Here is a 19,047-nt window from a genome sequence, read left to right on the forward strand (position 1 = left end):
CATCAATCAAGAGGAGTGATTTCACTTCTCTTTTTATTTTGAGGAGATGATCAGTGTGAAACGAATAGTAGATCAAGTAATTTATGAAAAGCATGTTAGCCAAGAAAATAAAAACCTAGTCAAAGATTTTCTTATTGAAAAGAAAGCACAAGGGAAAGCGGCAAGCACTTTACAGCAATACAATTGGGATTTGCGAATTATTTTGTTTCTAATACATCAACACTTTGAAAATAAAAATCTGGTTGAATTAACACGTAAAGACATTCGAAACTTATCTATTATTTTTCAAGAGATGGGAATGTCTAATGCGCGTGTAAATGGATTGATGAGCGCTTTACGTTCAGCACTTGAGTTTTGTGCAGATGATGATGACTATGATTATGAATTTAATGTAGGTTCACGGGTCCGTGGTTTACCTAAGAACCCGATTAGAGAAATTACATTTATTACTGAGGATCAGATTAATTGGTTAATCGATGAATTACTTGAGCAAGAAAAATATATGTTAGCAACGTATTTAGCACTTTCATATTACAGTGCAGCTAGAAAGAATGAGGTATACCAGGTTCAAAAAGAAGGGCTGACAGAACAATATTATACAAATGTGGTACGAGGAAAACGCGGTAAGAAGTTTAGATTATATTACAATCACCGGGTGCAGAAATGCATTCGTTTATATATAAATCAGCGAGGTAAGGATACTATTCCAGATTTGTTTGTGCGTGTTTATAAGAATGGTGAGAGAAAAAGATTGAACAAGAGTGTATTTAATTATTGGTGTGACATATTTGCTAAGATGCTGAACGAAAAGGAAGGGAAGGAATTTAAAATGAATCCTCACTGTTTCCGACATAGCAGATTAGATAATTTGAAAGTACAAGGAGTACCACTTGAAAAACTAAAATCACTCGCTAACCATTCTGATATTTCCACAACTGAATCTTATTTAAAAGATAGAAGTGAGGAAGATATTGCAGAGATATTTGGAATGGACCCAAGTTGCTTTGCAGCTTAAAAAGGAGAGGGAAAGATGGATCGTATTGATGTATTATTGAAAACATTTATAGCTACGTTTGGTGGCTTCTGTGGGTATTTTTTGGGAGGATGGGATGCAACATTGAAAGTCTTAGTGACGATGGCAGTTATTGATTATTTAACTGGCATGATTGCAGCAGGTTATAACGGAGAATTAAAAAGCAAAGTTGGTTTCAAAGGCATCGCCAAAAAGGTGGTGCTTTTTATTTTGGTCGGTGCGGCCGCCCAGCTCGATACAGTACTTGGAAGTAACAATGCAATTCGTGAAGCGACAATCTTCTTTTTCATGGGGAATGAATTGCTTTCACTTTTAGAAAATGCTGGACGAATGGGTATTCCACTCCCACAACCATTAACAAATGCAGTTGAAATTTTAGGTGGCAAACAAAAACAAGAAGAGAAAAAAGGAGATGTTCAATAATGGGACACATTGTAGATATTTCAAAATGGAATGGTGATATTAATTGGCCTGTGGCAAAACAATACATTGATTTCATAATTGCGCGCGTACAAGATGGTTCGAATTATGTAGATCCATTATATAAAGGATATGTACAAGCCATGAAACAACATGGTATTTCTTTTGGGAACTATGCATTCTGTCGTTTCGTTTCTGAAAATGACGCACGTGTAGAAGCTCGAGACTTCTGGAATCGTGGAGACAAGAGTGCAGCAGTCTGGGTCGCTGACGTGGAAGTAAAAACAATGGATGATATGAGAGCGGGCACGCAAGCGTTTATCGATGAACTACGCCGATTAGGTGCTCAAAAAGTTGGTTTATATGTTGGCCATCATATGTATGCTCCATTCGGAATGGCAAATGTAAAATCAGACTTTGTGTGGATTCCTCGTTATGGTGGAAATAGACCAGCTTATCCATGTGATATTTGGCAATACACTGAAACAGGAAATGTCCCTGGTATTGGAAAATGTGATTTAAATGAATTAATTGGAAGTAAGTCGTTAGATTGGTTTACAAATAAATCGTATAAAGAAGAAGGAGTGGAGATTATCGTGAACAAACATAATAAGGTGGTTACTTACGAATTTGGTGTGAATTTAATTCCTGAAATGATTCAAATGATGGATAAGCTTGGATACACTTCAAAAATTGTTTCTCGCGGAGATCGTCAAGGGCTTGTTTATTTTGAGTCGGATTATCGTCAAGGTAGCGAGCTAGATAAAGCAACAGCGTGGTTAGATGCTAAAGGATTAAAGTATTACTATACAAAAGAATAATTTTGTAAACAAAAAGAGCCGTCATTTTGACGGTTCTTTTTTTATTTCTATGATTTTTTTAATTTACTTCTTATTCAATGCGCGTAATACAGGTTTCAATATTTTACCGAATATACGATATGCGTTAAAAATAGATCGAATGACCTTCATAATAGTTCCCCCTATATAAATGGACAAAATTTTTTATTGGGAATAGAAATCAACTAATGGCCTTGATATATTCATTAAAGGTACTCTCTTCAACTCGAAACTCATGTGTACATTCAACACATCTGAATTTTAATTTCATTTTTGTATATTTAAATCTCAAAGCTACGAAAAATAAAATTATTCCAATAGGTATTCCAATAATGGTAATGCATGAAAATACAGCTATCCAAAGCATTTCTTTGAATGCTAATGCAGGACTCTTTACCTTATTCCCTCCACATTGTGGACATAATACAATTTGTTGTCCTTTTTTCATGAAAGATTCCACCTTCTTGTATTAAATGTTTTCTTCAAACCAAATATCTTCGACTTTCTTTTCAAGAACCTTTGCTATTCTAATTGCTACTAAAAGCGTAGGCGATCCACCTTGTAATAAATTTGTCATTGTGGAATTTGCTATGCCTACTTTCTTCGCAATGAATCCATATCTTAATCCTTTCTCATCTACAATTTGTTTCAAATTACTATGGAGCATTATACCACCTCCTATATGTATATTCGTCTGAAATCATTTTTGTCCTTTTAAAAAATAAATTTAAGGTGGACAGGCAATGTATTTGCTTCTAGTTCATATACCTATATCAAGACCACGAGGAATACCAAGTGGAACTAAGGACATCAAGAAGGGAGAGAATTACATGCGTTGGCAGTATAATCATCTGAACACAACTTCATATCTTCATCCGTCAAAGGAATTACGCTCAATGTACAATGAATCCAGATCAAGAGCAGAGACAGAATCAATTTTAACTCACATGAAAAACCATGAAGTTTATGATCGAAAAGAATATAAAGGATATTTCAGTTTGTCTCAGGTATTAGAAGAAGATCTATATGGAGAGGAAGAAGATGTTTTAAACTGGGAAATTCTAATGGATTGTTATGATGTCGTCCTAACGAGAAAAGGTATTGCCTTTCGTGAAAAGGAAGAGGAGGAATAAACATGACTCTTGCAGGGGAAGCGGTAATCATTTGGACAGCAACAGGCTTGTCAGTAATCGCGATGAAGGCAGCAGAAAAAATGGGGAAGAGTGTTCCACATTGGCTTCCACGTATTACCTTGTACACAACGCTCACAGGCTCGTTCTTATATCTTCTACGTTATGTGCTAATGGTGTTTCTATGAAGGAATACAATATGGAAGGGTGGGACAACAGAGAAGGTATAAAGAAAGCCTTGTCCCGTCATATTCCAAAAGAGTGCAATGATATCCTTATAGGATATGTAAGGGGGAAATGTTTATGTTGGAGTTATTACTGGTTCCCACGGCAGCACTAACTTATGCATTAGTAAGTGATAAGTTCAAACGAAAAGATGATGATAAAAAGAAGATTCAAGTCTTTTTCGAGGTGAGTGGGATTGCTATTAAAAGGGACGATAAGTTGCATTATCCTAAGTTCCAAAAACAAATTGATGATGATCGCAGCACAACATATATTTACACTTTACCTGTAGGTATGCCGAGTAAAATTATTCAAAAAGTTGAGGATGTTGTGAGTGAGGGGTTAAACAAACCAGTTCGGATTCATTTTGATAATTATAAATTAAGCATTCGAGTATTTCATAAAGACATACCTAATAAGTGGAGATGGTCCGAAACATTAGTTGAACAAGGGAAATGGCTTGTCCCTATAGGGCAAAGCTTAGAAGAATTGATTTATCATGATTTTGATAAAACTCCACATATGACTTTAGGTGGTTTAACACGTATGGGGAAAACCGTATTTTTAAAAAATGTAATGACATCTCTTATTACAGCACAATCAGACCATACGCATTTATACATTGTTGATTTAAAAGGCGGATTAGAATTCGGACCATATCAAAATTTAAAGCAAGTTGAATCTATAGCAGAAAAGCCGATTCAAGCGTTTCAAGTATTAAATACAATTCTTGAAAAGATGGAAGAAAAAATGTGCTATATGAAGGAAAGGCACTATACAAACGTTGTGGAAACAAATATAAAAGAACGACATTTTATCATAGTTGATGAAGGTGCTGAACTTTGCCCGGATAAAAGTATGAGCAAAGAGCAACAAAAGTTATTAATTGCTTGTCAGAGAATGCTTTCTTATATAGCGAGGATTGGTGGAGCACTTGGTTTTAGGTTGATTTTTTGTACACAATATCCAACTGGAGATACATTACCGCGACAAGTTAAGCAAAATTCAGATGCGAAGCTAGGATTTAGATTACCGACGCAAACAGCTTCTCAAGTAGTTATAGATGAATGTGGATTGGAATCGATTAAAAGTATACCTGGACGCGCTTTGTTTAAAACGGATAGATTAACAGAAATTCAAGTGCCTTATATTTCTAATGAAACGATGTGGAATGTACTAAAACAATATGAGGTGGAGAAACATGAACATACAAACACACATCAAATTGAATCGTCAGATGATGATTCTGACCTCGATTAGAAAGCTGAAATTTGCTACACGTAGGCATTTAATGGCTATACATGATTTGGGTGGAATAAGAAATGCAAACCGTATATTAAAGGATTTGGAATCGTTCGTTAATAGCACAGTGTATAAAAAAGAATATGTGTATTACTTAAATAAAAAAGGGCGTGCGCTATTCGATGATACAGAAAAAATAGTACCAACAATAAGATTAGCACACAGCCTTATGAGAAATGAAGCGTGGCTCTATCTGTTTTGTCCGGATGACTGGCAGATAGAAATACCTATACGTTATAAAATAGATGATAAAAAGAAGACAATTATTCCAGATGTGAAATTCCGAGATGAAGAGGGAATTTTAAATGCTGTAGAAATAGATCGGACTCAGATGATGATTGTAAATAGCGAGAAGCTCAAAAGGTACGGGGAATTTACTATGTATTATAAAAATAAATATAACGGAAAAATACCGATTATTCATTTTTTTACGGTTACCAAATACAGAGAAAAGAAATTAGAAGAGTTGGCAGCTAAATATGATGTTTTTATGAAGTCTTATGTAATAGGAGAAATTTAAAGGAGGAAAGTCATATGACTTCTATTAAAGTTAATGGTGAATATTTAGCTCCAAAAGGAAGAACGATTTGCGAATGGTGTAAACGTAAGATAAAAAAAGGAGAATGGGTAAAGAACAATTTTGAATATGGTATCTTTCATGAAGAATGTCATGACGAGTACATGGTGAACGAATTTCCCTATGATTACGGTAGATGGGGAAATGATATTACAGAGGAAGATTTATAATAAAAAAAGAGCTGAATAAAAGTTCAGCTCTTTTTGACCACCGACCACAAAAATGACCACACACTTAAAATAAATTAAATACATTCAATGCACAGAATTACATTACTTTTTTATTTTCTTTGCAATAGAATACACAACAGTAATACAAGTTGCACTAAAAGATATGATATACTTTATACAGCCCATGTAGAAAATGTAGTGAAGCTTGTTAGAAAGTAAAGTGTATTCATATTCCCTCACGATATGAGGGAATATTTTCTATGAAGGAGAGTAAAATGAATAATTATAAATTAACGATTCAGTACGATGGTGCACGTTTTAAGGGATGGCAACGTCTCGGTAATAACGATAATACAATTCAAGGAAAAATCGAAAGTGTCATATCTGAAATGGTCGGAAAAGAAATTGAAATTATCGGTTGTAGTAGAACAGACGCGGGTGTACATGCTTTGAATCAAGTTGCTAACTTTCAAAGTGATGAGAAGTTAGTGGAACATAAAGTGAAAAAATATTTAAATCAATATTTACCCAATGATATTAGCATTACGAGTGTAGAAGAAGTACAAGATCGTTTCCATGCTCGTTACAATTCTAAAGCAAAAACATATCTTTATAAAATTTGGAATGAAGAGCATACAAATCCATTTATGCGTAAATACAGCATGCATGTGAATAAAAAATTAAATGTGAAAAGCATGAAAGAAGCTGCGAAACATTTAGTTGGTTCACATGACTTTACTGCTTTTTCAAATGCGAAATCAAAGAAAAAGTCTATGGTTCGAGAAGTATATACACTTGAAGTGATGGAAGAAGCAGGATTTGTACAAATTAGAGTAAGTGGTAACGGATTCCTTCATAACATGGTACGAAAAATTGTTGGAGCATTAATTGAAGTTGGATTAGGACAATTAGATGCGGACGCAATCCCAAATATTTTAGAGGAAAAACAACGTAATCAAATTAATTGTCTTGCTGAGGCGAGTGGGTTGTATTTAGAGAATGTTGAGTTTTAATGGCAAATAAAAAAATCGGGCTAAGTAGCTCGATTTTTTTAGTATTACGAAGATTTCTCGTTTTTTATACGTAGCTTCAAATTCCAAAAAGCAGCAAGCATAATAGCTGCAAAGGAGCCAAAAATTGTTCCTAATAGCTTTGCATAAGGAGAGCTGCTTACATCGGCATTAATGAATAACATCATACAGAGCATGGCAGGGAAAAAGTATAAGTATTGTAATAACTTTAATTTTTTATCATTACTCATATATATAGCCCCTTTCTAGCATGTTATATGTTTATTATAATATATTTTACCAAGTTGTTTTTGCACTTGGAGACATGTTCATTTCATATGTGTAAATGCAATTTTTTAATTCGATATTGTAAGTTTTGCCTACTTAATCCTAAAAATTTTGCAGCTTGTGAAATGTTGCCATGATTCTCTTTAAGAATTTGATTAATGTAGTTCTTTTCCATTTTTTCTATTGTGTGTTTTAAAGTTTTAGGTGCATCAGTATTGTGATTAGTTAGTGCATGCTGCATATTGAATTCTGTTTTTATTCGTTCACGAAAGCGAGTAGGCATATGAAATGCTGTAATGATGGTTTCATCTTCTATCAAGTTCATGGAACCTTCAATTATATGTTCCAACTCCCGTACGTTTCCAGGCCAATCGTATGCATAGAAAAATTCTCTTACATTTACATCTACATCGTTTACGTTGAGCCCAAATTGAGTATTATATTTTTCAATAAAGTGCTGAACAAGAGCTAGAATATCTTCTTTTCTTTCACGTAAAGGCGGAAGACATAAAGTAACGACGCTTAATCGGTAATATAAGTCTTCTCTTAATCGATTATGTGCGATGGCTTCGAAAGGATCTTCATTGATAGTTGCTATAATACGAACATCAATTTCTTTTTCGTGTGTGCCTCCGATTCTTCGTATTGTTTTTTCTTGTATAGCTCGTAGTAACTTCGCTTGAAGTGCTGGACTTAATGAGTTGATTTCATCTAATAACAAAGTTCCTCCGTTCGCTTCTTCAAATAAACCAGCTTTATCGATAGCTCCTGTAAATGCACCTCGGTTTGTACCGAATAATAAGCTTTCCATGAGTGTATCAGGTATAGCGGCACAGTTCTGTGAAATAAAGGGTTTTGTTGAACGCTGACTTTCATTATGGATGCTTTGTGCAAATAGTTCTTTCCCAGTGCCTGTTTCTCCTACTAGAAGTATGGAGGAAGATGTACGAATTACTCTTTTTCCTTCAGTAATGATTGATTGAATAGCTTCAGAATCACCAATTATGTGATCAAAGGTAAATTTAGTACTTTGTTTTCGAGAAGGGCCCATTCTTATTGTTTGCTTTAAGTTACTAATTTCTTTTGATATTTCAATAGCGCCTTTAATTTTTCCATTTTCTATTATAGGGAAAGTATCGTTAATCGTTGTAATTTCTTGTCCTTTATTGTTAAAATACGTTTGTTTTATATTTTTGTTTGTTTTTCCTAATTTTAATGCCTCTATAAGAGTACTATTTTTATTTTCTTCAAATGCAAATATTTCTAAAGGACTTTTATATAATACATCTGAGCGTTCCATTGATTCAATTTCCGTCATTTTGCGGTTATAGATAATCGTTTTACTTTCCTCATTAATAATATGAATACCGATATCGAGTTCATTGAGTAAAGTTTCATATAGCATGTTCATTTCAATGATCTGTTTAAAATTAATGTCTTCTGTACGCATAGATTATCTTCTCCTCATTTCACCCTATGAAGACTGACTTTTTATAATTTTATTAAAATTCTTATAAAATCGCAAAATTTTTTTGCTATTTTCCTTTTAAAACTTTTCAAATGATAGAAAAATTTTGCGGTTGTGCACGCTTTTTTGTGTAAAACTCTCATTTAATATATGAATTAGAGACTTGGTACGCATTTTGCATAAATAATATTTGAAATCTCTAGAGGGGAGAATATGAATTTTTACAGGATATACAACGTTTCGGTGTCAATTAATAAGAGGGAGGGATTTATAAAGTGAAGACAGTTATAGAAGGTGTGTATAGTCCTTGTTATGGAAAAGTAGAGAAGTTATTTGTTACGGAAAGTTCTTACGTATACGAGTGGGAGAAATTAGCGTTAATTGAAACGATAGATAAACAGAAAGTAGAAATTAAGATAGGAATCAGTGGTTATATTGAATCATTAGAAGTAGTAGAAGGACAAGCTATTGCTGATCAAAAGTTATTAATAACAGTAAGGGATGACCTTTTAGTAACAGGCAGTGATTAATGTAAGTGATGTGTATTTTTGCTCTTTTAAATCATTATTTTTACGGTGAAGAATTTTAAAAACGCTTACATTAAATGGATTGGCAAAGTGAAAAGGGGGGATTTATATGATGGATCAAAACCAAGGATTAAAAAGAGAATTGAAAAGCAGGCACATATTTATGATTGCACTTGGTGGAGTTATTGGTACAGGACTTTTTTTAGGATCAGGTTATACGATTCATGAAGCTGGACCTGGAGGAGCAATTGTAGCGTATCTTGTCGGTGGATTTGTAATGTATTTAACGATGCTCTGTCTTGGAGAGTTAGCGGTTGCGATGCCTGACGCAGGGTCTTATCAAACGTATGCGACAAAGCATATTTCTCCTGCAGCAGGTTATGTAGTGGGATGGATGTCGTGGTTAAACTGGTCTGCTACGATAGGTATTGAATTAATTGCAGTTAGTATTTTGATGAAACGTTGGTTTCCTGATGTACCGTCATGGATTTGGTGTGTAGTGTTCGCGGTACTGCTCTTTGCTATTAATGCGTTATCTTCAAGAAGTTTTGCGGAAGTGGAATTTTGGTTTGCAAGTATTAAAGTAATTACAATTATTGCATTTATTATTTTGGGCGGGGCAGCAATGTTTGGGTTTCTAGATATGAAAGGGAATGAACCAGCGCCAATGTTCTCTAGCTTTACTGATTATGGTGGATTGTTTCCAAATGGATTATCAGCCATTTTAATTACAATGATTGCAGTTAATTTTTCTTTCCAAGGAACAGAATTAGTTGGTATTGCAGCAGGTGAGAGTGAAAATCCAGAGAAAACGATCCCGAAGGCAATTAACAATACAGTTTGGCGTATACTTGTTTTCTTTGTACTATCTATTTTTATTCTTGCTGGACTATTCCCTTGGCAGCAAGCAGGAGTAATAGAAAGTCCATTCGTAGTTGTATTTGATAAAATTGGTATTCCTTATGCAGCAGATATTATAAATTTCGTTATTATTACAGCAGTACTATCCGTTGCGAATTCAGGATTATATGCAACTTCACGTATGCTATGGTCTATGTCTAATCAAGGAATGATTAGTCCAATTTTTGGAAAGTTATCTAAAAACGGTGTTCCTATTTATGCATTAATCGTAAGCACAATTGTAGGGTGTCTCTCACTACTATCAGGTATTTATGCGGAAGATACAGTTTATTTATGGCTGCTTTCTATCGCTGGGTTCGGAGCGATACTAGTTTGGGCATCTATTGCTTTATCAAATTTATTAGCTAGAAGGTCATATATGAAGCGGGGCGGGGATGTTAAGGACTTGAAATTTAAAACACCATTGTATCCATTTGTACCACTTCTTGCGTTAGTATTAAATTTAACAGTAATCGTTGGTATGGCCTTTATTCCAGAACAAAGAATGGCATTGTATTGTGGTATTCCATTTATGATGGTTTGTTTACTGTTTTATCGTGCTACAAGAAATAAGGGAAGTAATGTAGAGCATATTGAAAAGACAAATACAACGGAAGTAGAGAGTTTATAATAGTGATTAATTAGGAGACTGTAAAATTGTAAACAGTCTCTTTTTTTGTGAAAATAAAGCTGGAAACATACTATGTATGCAAAGGGGAATTAGCGATGAATCCAGAAGTTTCGCAGTTGTTAAAACAAATAGATTCAAGGAAAGAGGAATTGTTAGAACTTACAAAAACATTAATTTGTTTTGAAACACCAGCACCGCCAGCGAGAAATACAAATGAAGCACAAGAATTTATTGCAGAGTTTTTAAGAAAACGAAATTTTAGTATTGATAAATGGGATGTATATCCGAGTGATCCGAATGTTGTTGGGGTAAAAAAAGGGATAAAAAGTGACTCATATAAAAGTCTTATTATTAATGGACATATGGATGTAGCCGAAGTGTCAGCAGATGAGGCATGGGAAACAAATCCATTTGATCCATTTATAAAAGATGGCTGGTTAGTTGGACGTGGCGCAGCAGATATGAAAGGTGGGCTGGCTGGAGCGCTATTTGCCATTCAACTTTTACAAGAAGCTGGTATTGAATTACCTGGAGATTTAACTTTTCAATCGGTAATTGGAGAAGAAGTTGGAGAAGCAGGTACACTTCAATGCTGCAAAAGGGGTTACGATGCTGATTTTGCAGTCGTAGTGGATACGAGCGATTTACATATGCAAGGACAAGGCGGTGTCATTACTGGATGGATTACAGTGAAAAGTCCGCAAACGTTTCATGATGCAACGCGCAGACAAATGATCCATGCTGGAGGACGTTTATTTGGAGCGAGTGCGATTGAAAAAATGATGAAAATTGTACAAAGCTTACAAGAATTAGAGCGCCACTGGGCAGTTATGAAAACATATGAAGGCTATCCATCTGGAACAACAACAATTAATCCAGCTGTTATTGAGGGAGGAAGGCATGCGGCGTTTATTGCGGATGAGTGCCGATTGTGGATAACAGTGCACTTCTATCCGAATGAAACACATGAACAAATAATAAACGAAATTGAAGAGTATATTGGAAAGGTGGCAGCTGCCGATCCATGGTTAAGTGAAAATCCGCCACAATTTAAGTGGGGCGGAGAATCAATGATTGTAGATCGTGGTGAAATTTTCCCTTCATTAGAAGTAGATAGTGAACATAAAGCTGTAAAAAAACTTAGCTCAGTACACGAGTCTATTCTATCAAAAAATGCAATCTTAGATATGTCTGCAACGGTAACTGATGGCGGTTGGTTTAGTGAGTTTCACATTCCAGCGATTATATATGGACCAGGTACATTAGAAGAAGCACATTCTGTAAATGAGAAAGTTGAAGTTGAACAGTTAATTGAATTTACAAAAGTGATAACAACATTTATATATGAATGGTGCCACACGAAAAAATAGATTTGTATAGTAAAATCGTACGAGTATGTATACTTGTACGATTTTTTAGTGAACTATTTCAGAGTTGAATATAAACAACTGAAATAGTTCTTTATTTTGCTAGGTCTTTCGTTTCATTTCAATTAATTTCTCTTTCGCTAATTCAACGGCAATCGCATCATCTAAATAGCCAATTGGAAAGAGATAGTCGGGAATAATATCTGTCGATAATATGAAATAAAGTAATGCGCTCCCAAGAACTGCACGTTCTTCTTTTGAAATGGCTTCATTACAAAATTGTTGATACATATCTGTTAATTGTTCAATAAAAGGACCAGCACTATCAATTTGCTCTAATTTGCTTGCAAAACTGTCATGAATACGTTTTTCGCCTTCTGTTGTCTGGGCATAGCGTTCGTAATTTTCAAGTTCTTGTTTTACGCGAGTTGTAGTGTAATCGAAATCGAATAAGTTAGAGGATTGTAAAGTTTGCTGAATGGTATCAAGAGATGTGTACATATCCGTTTTTTCTTTATTTATGTGAGGAGAATCAGGGTACATTTCATCAAATAACAATTGGGGTGGAACTTGAAGACATTCTGCAAATTTTTGTAGATGTTTTTGTTTTGGCGGTTGTTTGCCATTAATAATTCTTGAGACTGTTGCAGGATCAATATTTGTAAGTATTCCTAGTTGGCGCATAGATAGGGCGCGTTCTTTTAAAAGTTTTTTTATTAATTTACCAAGCCGATCATTCGGGTTTTCATTAGCCATAGTGTAGGCACTCCTTTTTTAGTGTTGAAAAAATGTTGAGCATTTATTACAAGTATATGAAACAGACAGGCACAGTTGCTCAACATTTTCATAATATGCATTGAAAAGTGAGAAAAAGGGGTGACTATTTATGGGTACGGCAGGCTTATTTTCAATTTTTTTAATCGGCATCGCTTCTAATTTAGATAATGCAGGTGTTGGAATTGCGTATGGCATTCGTAAAATTCGTATTTCGTGGTTTAACAATTTTATCATCGCATTCTTGGGGTTTTTATTTACTTTACTAGCTGGATTTTTTGGGAACTGGATTGCGTTATTTATTTCAGAGTTTACAGCAAACCTGATTGGAGCAATCGTTTTAGGGATAATTGGGGTGTTTATTTTATGTCAGCCTTTCTTGAGTCAAAAAAATACTGCAGGTTCTAAAGATGATAATGTACTTATGGGAATTTTACGTGATCCAGAAAAAGCAGATTTTGATGGCTCTAAAACAATTAGTTTTTCTGAAGCACTTGTTTTAGGAGTTGCATTATCTATTAATAATATTGCAGGTGGGTTTGATGCTGGGGTAACAAATTTAAATCTTTGGCTTACAGCGACTATTTCTGGGGTGTTTAGTTTTATTTGTATAAGCGGTTTTATGTATGTAGGAAAACGATATTTAGCAGCATACTTAGGGAAATGGGCGACGATTATTGCAGGAGTGTTATTAATACTTATTGGGATTGATCAGTTGTTGTAAAAATAGAAAAGCAATGTTCGAGCATTTCCTCGGAAATACTTGAATAAATTGCATATATCGACATCGGATATTTACTTCTTAATAAATAAAAAGCACCTACATACTACATAGGTGCTTTTTAGCGTATGTCTTCAATTAATTGCTCTGATTCTTCATGCATACTGTATTCACTTAACACTTGGATGCAAAGCCACTTTAATTCCTCAATCGTGTGCTCAAGTTCTTCAGGAAGCACATGATGAATGTCTTCAAGTCCCATCCCGAAATGAATAAGTTCAAGTACTTGACCATCGATGTTCCGATCCATTAATAATTCAAGTACTTCTAAATTGAATATGTATCGGTGAGCTTCGTCGAGTGAAACAACTTTTAACTTCAAGCTTTCTACAATACTCAATATAAAAAGAAGGATTGTTTTTTCAAGAACAGGTTGTTTTCCCATTTGAAATATTAGTTTCATCTTTCACACCTCCACATATAGCGCTAGGTTGTACTATATTATTCAGGAGGGGGGAACAAATATGCATGATATAGAGAAACTTTCAGCACTGTTTTTGTAAGAGGATTGATAACTGACAAAAGTGAGGTTTTGGTGAAATAAAAAATCCTGCTAGTATAGCAGGATAACTCGCGATTAAAAAATACTCCAGCCTTCTTGAGCAGACAGAAGTTCAAGAATTTTAAAACCAGCGATACTATTTCCGTTTGCATCTAAAGCTGGTCCGAAAATACCGATTCCCATTTCACCTTTTACGCAGCCGAAAATGCCACCGGCTACACCACTTTTTGCAGGGATACCCACACGGATTGCAAATTCACCAGATTCGTTATACATACCACATGTGACCATAAATGTTTTGCAAATTTGTGTAATATGTTTAGGGATGATCTGTTTCTTTTTATATGGATCATATCCATCCATTGCAAAAATTAAGCCGATACGTGCTAAATCGATGCAGTTTACTTCAACTGCGCATTGACGAGTGTATAAATCCATAAGTTCTTCGATGTCACAATCGATAATTCCGTTTTGTTTCATATAGTAACAAAGTGAACGATTTAAGTAAGCTGTCTCTAATTCTGAATTGGCAACTTTAGAAGAATAATTAATAGTAGGATTATCTGTTATTTCACGTACAAAATGAAGGATGCGCTCCATTTTTTCCTCGTTATCTTTTCCTGCTAACATGCTTGTAATAGCTAATGCTCCTGCATTAATCATTGGATTAAGGGGTTTGGACGGACTTGTCGTTTCTAACTTAATAATAGAATTAAATGGGTCACCCGTTGGTTCCATTCCAACTTTAGAAAATACATATTCTTCACCACGGTCTAAAAGGGCAAGGGCAAGTGTAATTACTTTGGAAATACTTTGAAGAGTAAATAGTGTTTGTGAGTTGCCTGCATGGATATATTCTGATTCTTTATGGAAAATGGCAATCCCTAAATCGTCTGGATTTGCATTTCCTAGTTCGGGGATATAAGTAGCAAGTTTTCCTTTTTTCGTATATGGTTTTACTTGTTCTAACAACTGTTGTAAGTTGTTTGTTTCAATGCACTGCATAGTACCAACGCTCCTATTTCGAATTAACTAAGTTTACTTTTCCCGATATGCTCGGAAATAAATAATAACATGAAAAAGTGGAATGATAAAACGAAAGTTACATGTTCTATAGTAGGTCGTTCGTTTCGAGTCCTCTGTATTAAAAAAGGAGAATTTTCCTTTTATATAACAGTTTGGAAATAGGAGATTTATCCATAAAAAATCCAAAAATAAAAACTACACATCTATACAACTATATGTTATTATGGTTATGTAAATAGAAAGCGTTTTCTAAGGCGTACTTATAATGATAACGATTTCATAAATTTGATAGGGGGAATTAAAATGTTGCAGTTTTTACAACGTATTGGTAAAGCGTTAATGCTTCCAATCGCCGTACTACCAGCAGCAGGATTATTGCTTCGTTTAGGGCAACCAGATGTATTTGATATTCCTGTTATGGCACAGGCCGGTGCAGCAGTTTTTGATAATTTAGCACTCATTTTTGCAATTGGTATTGCAATCGGTCTTTCAGTTGATGGTAGTGGTGCAGCAGGTCTTGCAGGTGCAATTGGTTATCTAGTTATGAAAAACAGTATTGATGCACTTAGTAAGGGATATTCTACTGTAGAATTACAAGATAAATTAGGCAAAGTCCAAGATTTAATAGGTAATAGCGCTAATGTTGATCCATCTAAGCTTGCAGATACAATGACACAAGTATCTAAGGCAGCCGAATTATCGACTAAAGTGGATATGAAAGTTTTAGGTGGTATTATTGTTGGTGTTATAGCGGGACTTCTTTATAATAAATTCCATAAGATTAAACTTCCAGAATGGTTAGGGTTCTTTGCTGGAAAACGTTTCGTCCCAATTGTTACATCGGTTGTGATGTTAATATTAGGAATTCTATTCGCACAAATTTGGCCAGCAATTCAAAATGCTATCGATGCATTAGCTCATGGAATTGTTAATTTAGGGGCAGTTGGTTCAGGTCTATTTGGTTTATTAAACCGTCTATTAATTCCAATCGGTTTACATCATGTAATGAACACATACTTCTGGTTCGTACTTGGTGACTTTACAAATGCAGCAGGTAATGTTGTAAACGGTGATATTGCTCGCTTCCTTGCCGGAGATAAAACAGCGGGTATGTTTATGACTGGTTTCTTCCCAGTTATGATGTTCGGTTTACCAGCAGCATGTTTCGCAATGATTGCGGCTGCTAAACCAGAAAAACGTAAAATGGTTACAGGTATGTTAGGTGGTCTAGCATTAACTTCATTCTTAACTGGTATTACAGAACCAATTGAATTCTCATTCATGTTCTTATCACCAGTATTATATGGTATTCATGCTGTATTAACAGGTCTGTCTCTATTCATTACAACAACACTTGGCATTCACGATGGTTTCACATTTAGTGCCGGTGCAATCGATTACTTCTTAAACTTTGGTATTGCAACAAAACCAGTATTACTTGCGGGAGTCGGTTTAATTTACGCAGTAATTTATTTCGTTGTATTCTACTTCTTAATTAAGAAGTTCGATTTAAAAACTCCTGGTCGTGAAGACGAAGAGGAAGTAGCTGAAGGTGAAGAAGCTCCAGTTGCAGGTTCAATTGGTGAAACTTACGTAGCAGCTTTAGGTGGAAAAGAAAACTTAACAGTTATTGATAACTGTGCAACACGTCTACGCTTACAAGTAAAAGATGCTGGTCAAGTAAATGAAGCAGCATTAAAACGTGCTGGTGCAAAAGGTGTTATGAAATTAAGTAATACAAGTGTACAAGTTATCGTAGGTACAAATGTTGAATCTGTTGCCGATGATATGAAAAAACACGTATAAATAATGAGATAAGAGGATGTCCAAAAAGATTGATAACATCAATTTTTTACAGGATATCCTCTTTTTTTGTTAACAATTTAACGGGAATCTTACTTTTGTAAATTTTCTTTTTCTTTTTTGTACATATGGGTTGGTAATATGTGTAGTGCGTGATAAAGTAGGGATGATATAGAATGGATTATCCATAATCTACTAAAATAAATCTTTAGTAGAGGAATTAAATTATTGGTGAGTAAGGGGAAAAAAGCAATTATGGATCAGGAAAAAAATAATGCGAATGGGAAAGCAAATCGGCCGATTGTATACATAAAAAGGACAATCATTTTCGTCTTACTATTATCACTTGTATATTTCATGTATACAAAAATTGTTGCGCATAATAAGAAAGAAGAAACTTTAAAAGCGGCAGCAGAAATGAAGAAACAAGAAGAGCTAAAAAAGAAAGAAGAAAAAAAGAAACAAGAAGTACAAAAGCAAAAACAAAAAGAGCAGGAAGAACAAGTGAAGCAAGCGCAAGCTGCGGAACAGCCTGTTGAAGGACCACCTCAAGAAATTAATGAAAACGCTCAATTGGACCAGTATTTACAAAACGCAGGATTTAGCGGGACAGCTGTTATTGTGAAGAACGGAAAAGTTCTTCTGAATAAAGGGTACGGTATGGCAAATAAAGAGCAGCAAGTACCGAATAATTCAGAGACGACTTTTTATATTGGTTCTATTTCAAAGGCGTTTGTAGCAACTGCTATTATGCAATTGAAAGATCAAAATAAATTACAAGTTGAAGATACTGTTGCGAAGTATATTCCAGATTTTCCACAAGGTAATAGTATTCAGCTAAAACATCTATTAACACATACATCAGGGATTCCAGAATATGAGCAAGGAAAAGAAGATATTTCCCATGAAGAACTGATAAAGCGGATAGGAAATCAAAAGCGTATTGGTGGTCCAGGAGAGAAGTGGAAGTATTCCGATTCGAACTACTCTATACTTGCATACATTGCCGAGAAGGTAAGTGGACAGTCGCTTGAAGAATATATTAAACAACATATTTTTGCTACTGCCGGTATGAAACATTCTGGTTTTGGCACAGCGTTAGAACAAACAAGATTCCCATCAACGGGTTATAAAATAGTAAATAATAATATGACAACACCTAATATTCCGAGCATGTCACAACTATATGGTTGTGGTGATATATATACGAGTGCACATGATTTATATTTATTTAACGAAGCGTTATACTCTGGAAAGTTAATTTCAAAAGCGAGTTATGATCAAATGTTTACAGCCGTGAAAAAAGATTACGGATTTGGCTGGTACGTAGACCCAGGAAGCTATTCGAATCACGGTGTAATGCCAGGTTGGAATTGTTTAAATGGATTTAGTAAAAATGGTAGTGTGTATGTTGTTTTATTATCTAACATTCAAAACAACATTAAATCATTTGGTAAAGTGAATAATGACATTTATACGATGTTGCGAAATATTGAAGTGTAAGAAACTATCCTTTTGGATAGTTTTTTTTTGCCCTGAAACAAATATTTCTTTTAGAAAATGTATGCCTTACCTATCACAAAAATATCTATTTTGTATACATTAAGATGTATGGATGTAAAATTTTATAATCTAAAAATAATAGGAGGAGAAGTGTATGTGTCTGTTCAGAAAATATTGGCATAAATTATCAAGATTGTTTAATAGACAATTAAGCTATTTTTTAGATGATAAATTATTGCCTGCTGTGGAACGACTTTTATTTTCGCAAAACTTTGCAAGGTTTATTCAAAGAAACTCTAAGCAAGCTACGGAAGAATTTATAAAATCAAGCCAATTTCAATCTATTATTTGCAACATTTTAAAAGAATGCAATACATCACCTTTTAAAGAAATTGCAAAGCAGTATTTAGGTAAAAATGTTGAAATTACGGTGACAGTTGGACAATTAACAGGCGTTATTGTAGCAGTCGGTGATGATTTCTTAACACTGCAAGAAGGTATAGGAACTGAAGTTTTATTACCATTTACAAGTATTATATCAATTAAAGAAGTGTAAGAAAGGAGAGCTATATATGTTATTTACTGATGAATTACGTAACCATGTTGGTGAATTAGTGCAAGTTGTGACAGCTGTAGAAATTGTTACAGGCATTCTTTTATCTGTGACAGATGGGGCGGTAAGTGTTCGTACTTCTCCTTCTTATGGACCACCGGAAGATGTAATTGTGCGTACTCCTATTATTGCTTATGTTCGCTTGGAAGGGTAAGCGT

The 19,047-nt window shown here is 34.6% G+C and carries 25 protein-coding genes; 18 read left to right on the top strand and 7 right to left on the bottom strand.

The window, feature by feature from the left end; translation table 11 throughout:
• The first annotated feature begins 55 nt into the window (after positions 1-55).
• From C4S65_RS26215 to C4S65_RS26225, 3 genes are read left to right on the top strand one after another with little or no spacing between them, the layout of a single operon-like run.
• The gene (locus C4S65_RS26215; protein ID WP_021728192.1) at positions 56-1,015 is read left to right on the top strand and encodes a site-specific integrase; all 960 of its coding nucleotides are present in this window, start codon (positions 56-58) and stop codon (positions 1,013-1,015) included.
• Between the two features lie 15 nt (positions 1,016-1,030).
• Complete coding sequence (locus C4S65_RS26220) at positions 1,031-1,456, top strand: phage holin family protein (protein ID WP_000373895.1); 426 nt, start codon at positions 1,031-1,033, stop codon at positions 1,454-1,456.
• Entirely contained in the window at positions 1,456-2,274 is an 819-nt protein-coding gene (locus tag C4S65_RS26225) for a GH25 family lysozyme (protein WP_103945614.1), read from the top strand. The genes C4S65_RS26220 and C4S65_RS26225 overlap by 1 nt, the downstream gene beginning before the upstream one ends.
• 199 nt (positions 2,275-2,473) lie before the next feature.
• Here the strand turns inward: C4S65_RS26225 and C4S65_RS26230 are convergent, their stop codons facing one another.
• Positions 2,474-2,740: a hypothetical protein gene (locus tag C4S65_RS26230; protein WP_021727689.1), complete on the bottom strand. Its 267-nt coding sequence runs from the start codon at positions 2,738-2,740 to the stop codon at positions 2,474-2,476.
• Between the two features lie 21 nt (positions 2,741-2,761).
• Entirely contained in the window at positions 2,762-2,959 is a 198-nt protein-coding gene (locus C4S65_RS26235; RefSeq protein ID WP_021727690.1) for a helix-turn-helix domain-containing protein, read from the bottom strand.
• A gap of 163 nt (positions 2,960-3,122) precedes the next feature.
• On the opposite strand from C4S65_RS26235, the gene C4S65_RS26240 reads away from it, so the two are divergent.
• From C4S65_RS26240 to truA, 6 genes are all read left to right on the top strand, one after another.
• Positions 3,123-3,425: a hypothetical protein gene (locus tag C4S65_RS26240; RefSeq protein WP_086423784.1), complete on the top strand. Its 303-nt coding sequence runs from the start codon at positions 3,123-3,125 to the stop codon at positions 3,423-3,425.
• A gap of 2 nt (positions 3,426-3,427) precedes the next feature.
• Positions 3,428-3,610: a hypothetical protein gene (locus tag C4S65_RS26245; RefSeq protein WP_021727692.1), complete on the top strand. Its 183-nt coding sequence runs from the start codon at positions 3,428-3,430 to the stop codon at positions 3,608-3,610.
• 115 nt (positions 3,611-3,725) lie between these two features.
• Positions 3,726-4,907 (top strand): FtsK/SpoIIIE domain-containing protein, encoded by a 1,182-nt coding sequence (locus C4S65_RS26250; protein ID WP_103945615.1) that lies wholly within the window; start codon positions 3,726-3,728, stop codon positions 4,905-4,907.
• Positions 4,849-5,469 (top strand): replication-relaxation family protein, encoded by a 621-nt coding sequence (locus C4S65_RS26255; protein WP_103945616.1) that lies wholly within the window; start codon positions 4,849-4,851, stop codon positions 5,467-5,469. Before C4S65_RS26250 ends, C4S65_RS26255 begins: the two co-directional genes overlap by 59 nt.
• A 14-nt stretch (positions 5,470-5,483) precedes the next feature.
• Positions 5,484-5,696: a hypothetical protein gene (locus C4S65_RS26260; RefSeq protein ID WP_103945617.1), complete on the top strand. Its 213-nt coding sequence runs from the start codon at positions 5,484-5,486 to the stop codon at positions 5,694-5,696.
• A gap of 275 nt (positions 5,697-5,971) precedes the next feature.
• Entirely contained in the window at positions 5,972-6,709 is a 738-nt protein-coding gene (truA, locus tag C4S65_RS26265) for a tRNA pseudouridine(38-40) synthase TruA (RefSeq protein WP_001067311.1), read from the top strand.
• A 44-nt stretch (positions 6,710-6,753) separates the two neighbouring features.
• On the opposite strand, the gene C4S65_RS26270 is transcribed toward truA, so the two are convergent.
• Positions 6,754-6,957 carry a hypothetical protein gene (locus C4S65_RS26270; protein WP_000063861.1) on the bottom strand — a complete coding sequence of 68 codons (204 nt, stop codon included), beginning with the start codon at positions 6,955-6,957 and terminating at the stop codon, positions 6,754-6,756.
• Between the two features lie 83 nt (positions 6,958-7,040).
• Positions 7,041-8,444 carry a sigma 54-interacting transcriptional regulator gene (locus C4S65_RS26275; RefSeq protein WP_061666214.1) on the bottom strand — a complete coding sequence of 468 codons (1,404 nt, stop codon included), beginning with the start codon at positions 8,442-8,444 and terminating at the stop codon, positions 7,041-7,043.
• 293 nt (positions 8,445-8,737) lie between these two features.
• On the opposite strand from C4S65_RS26275, the gene C4S65_RS26280 reads away from it, so the two are divergent.
• The 3 genes from C4S65_RS26280 to C4S65_RS26290 all read left to right on the top strand — a co-directional run bounded on the left by C4S65_RS26280 (position 8,738) and on the right by C4S65_RS26290 (position 11,890).
• Positions 8,738-8,992 carry a biotin/lipoyl-containing protein gene (locus C4S65_RS26280; protein ID WP_000859489.1) on the top strand — a complete coding sequence of 85 codons (255 nt, stop codon included), beginning with the start codon at positions 8,738-8,740 and terminating at the stop codon, positions 8,990-8,992.
• Between the two features lie 106 nt (positions 8,993-9,098).
• Positions 9,099-10,520 carry an amino acid permease gene (locus C4S65_RS26285; RefSeq protein WP_000969254.1) on the top strand — a complete coding sequence of 474 codons (1,422 nt, stop codon included), beginning with the start codon at positions 9,099-9,101 and terminating at the stop codon, positions 10,518-10,520.
• A 95-nt stretch (positions 10,521-10,615) separates the two neighbouring features.
• Entirely contained in the window at positions 10,616-11,890 is a 1,275-nt protein-coding gene (locus C4S65_RS26290; RefSeq protein WP_098838627.1) for an acetylornithine deacetylase, read from the top strand.
• 99 nt (positions 11,891-11,989) lie between these two features.
• Here C4S65_RS26290 and C4S65_RS26295 read toward each other — a convergent pair whose 3' ends face one another.
• Entirely contained in the window at positions 11,990-12,643 is a 654-nt protein-coding gene (locus C4S65_RS26295) for a DUF1232 domain-containing protein (protein ID WP_001262770.1), read from the bottom strand.
• Between the two features lie 130 nt (positions 12,644-12,773).
• On the opposite strand from C4S65_RS26295, the gene ytaF reads away from it, so the two are divergent.
• Positions 12,774-13,385: a sporulation membrane protein YtaF gene (gene ytaF, locus C4S65_RS26300; RefSeq protein ID WP_000536225.1), complete on the top strand. Its 612-nt coding sequence runs from the start codon at positions 12,774-12,776 to the stop codon at positions 13,383-13,385.
• 118 nt (positions 13,386-13,503) lie between these two features.
• On the opposite strand, the gene C4S65_RS26305 is transcribed toward ytaF, so the two are convergent.
• A complete protein-coding gene (locus C4S65_RS26305) occupies positions 13,504-13,845 on the bottom strand; it encodes a DUF3969 family protein (RefSeq protein WP_098838628.1) in 342 nt (113 codons plus the stop codon).
• 174 nt (positions 13,846-14,019) lie between these two features.
• Entirely contained in the window at positions 14,020-14,949 is a 930-nt protein-coding gene (gene glsA / locus C4S65_RS26315; RefSeq protein WP_001149845.1) for a glutaminase A, read from the bottom strand.
• Between the two features lie 69 nt (positions 14,950-15,018).
• On the opposite strand from glsA, the gene C4S65_RS35710 reads away from it, so the two are divergent.
• The 5 genes from C4S65_RS35710 to C4S65_RS26340 all read left to right on the top strand — a co-directional run bounded on the left by C4S65_RS35710 (position 15,019) and on the right by C4S65_RS26340 (position 19,043).
• Positions 15,019-15,132, top strand: a complete 114-nt coding sequence (locus C4S65_RS35710) for a transcriptional regulator (RefSeq protein WP_080546769.1) — start codon at positions 15,019-15,021, stop codon at positions 15,130-15,132.
• A gap of 141 nt (positions 15,133-15,273) precedes the next feature.
• On the top strand, positions 15,274-16,776 hold the full coding sequence (nagE, locus tag C4S65_RS26325) for an N-acetylglucosamine-specific PTS transporter subunit IIBC (RefSeq protein WP_000938908.1): 1,503 nt from the start codon (positions 15,274-15,276) through the stop codon (positions 16,774-16,776).
• Between the two features lie 252 nt (positions 16,777-17,028).
• Entirely contained in the window at positions 17,029-18,276 is a 1,248-nt protein-coding gene (locus tag C4S65_RS26330; protein WP_000371817.1) for a serine hydrolase domain-containing protein, read from the top strand.
• Between the two features lie 154 nt (positions 18,277-18,430).
• Positions 18,431-18,832 (top strand): hypothetical protein, encoded by a 402-nt coding sequence (locus C4S65_RS26335; RefSeq protein WP_000335542.1) that lies wholly within the window; start codon positions 18,431-18,433, stop codon positions 18,830-18,832.
• Between the two features lie 16 nt (positions 18,833-18,848).
• Positions 18,849-19,043, top strand: a complete 195-nt coding sequence (locus tag C4S65_RS26340; RefSeq protein ID WP_000899476.1) for a hypothetical protein — start codon at positions 18,849-18,851, stop codon at positions 19,041-19,043.
• Positions 19,044-19,047 lie beyond the last annotated feature (4 nt).

The organism is Bacillus sp. ok061, assembly GCF_900108285.1.
GTDB lineage: Bacteria > Bacillota > Bacilli > Bacillales > Bacillaceae_G > Bacillus_A > Bacillus_A thuringiensis_S.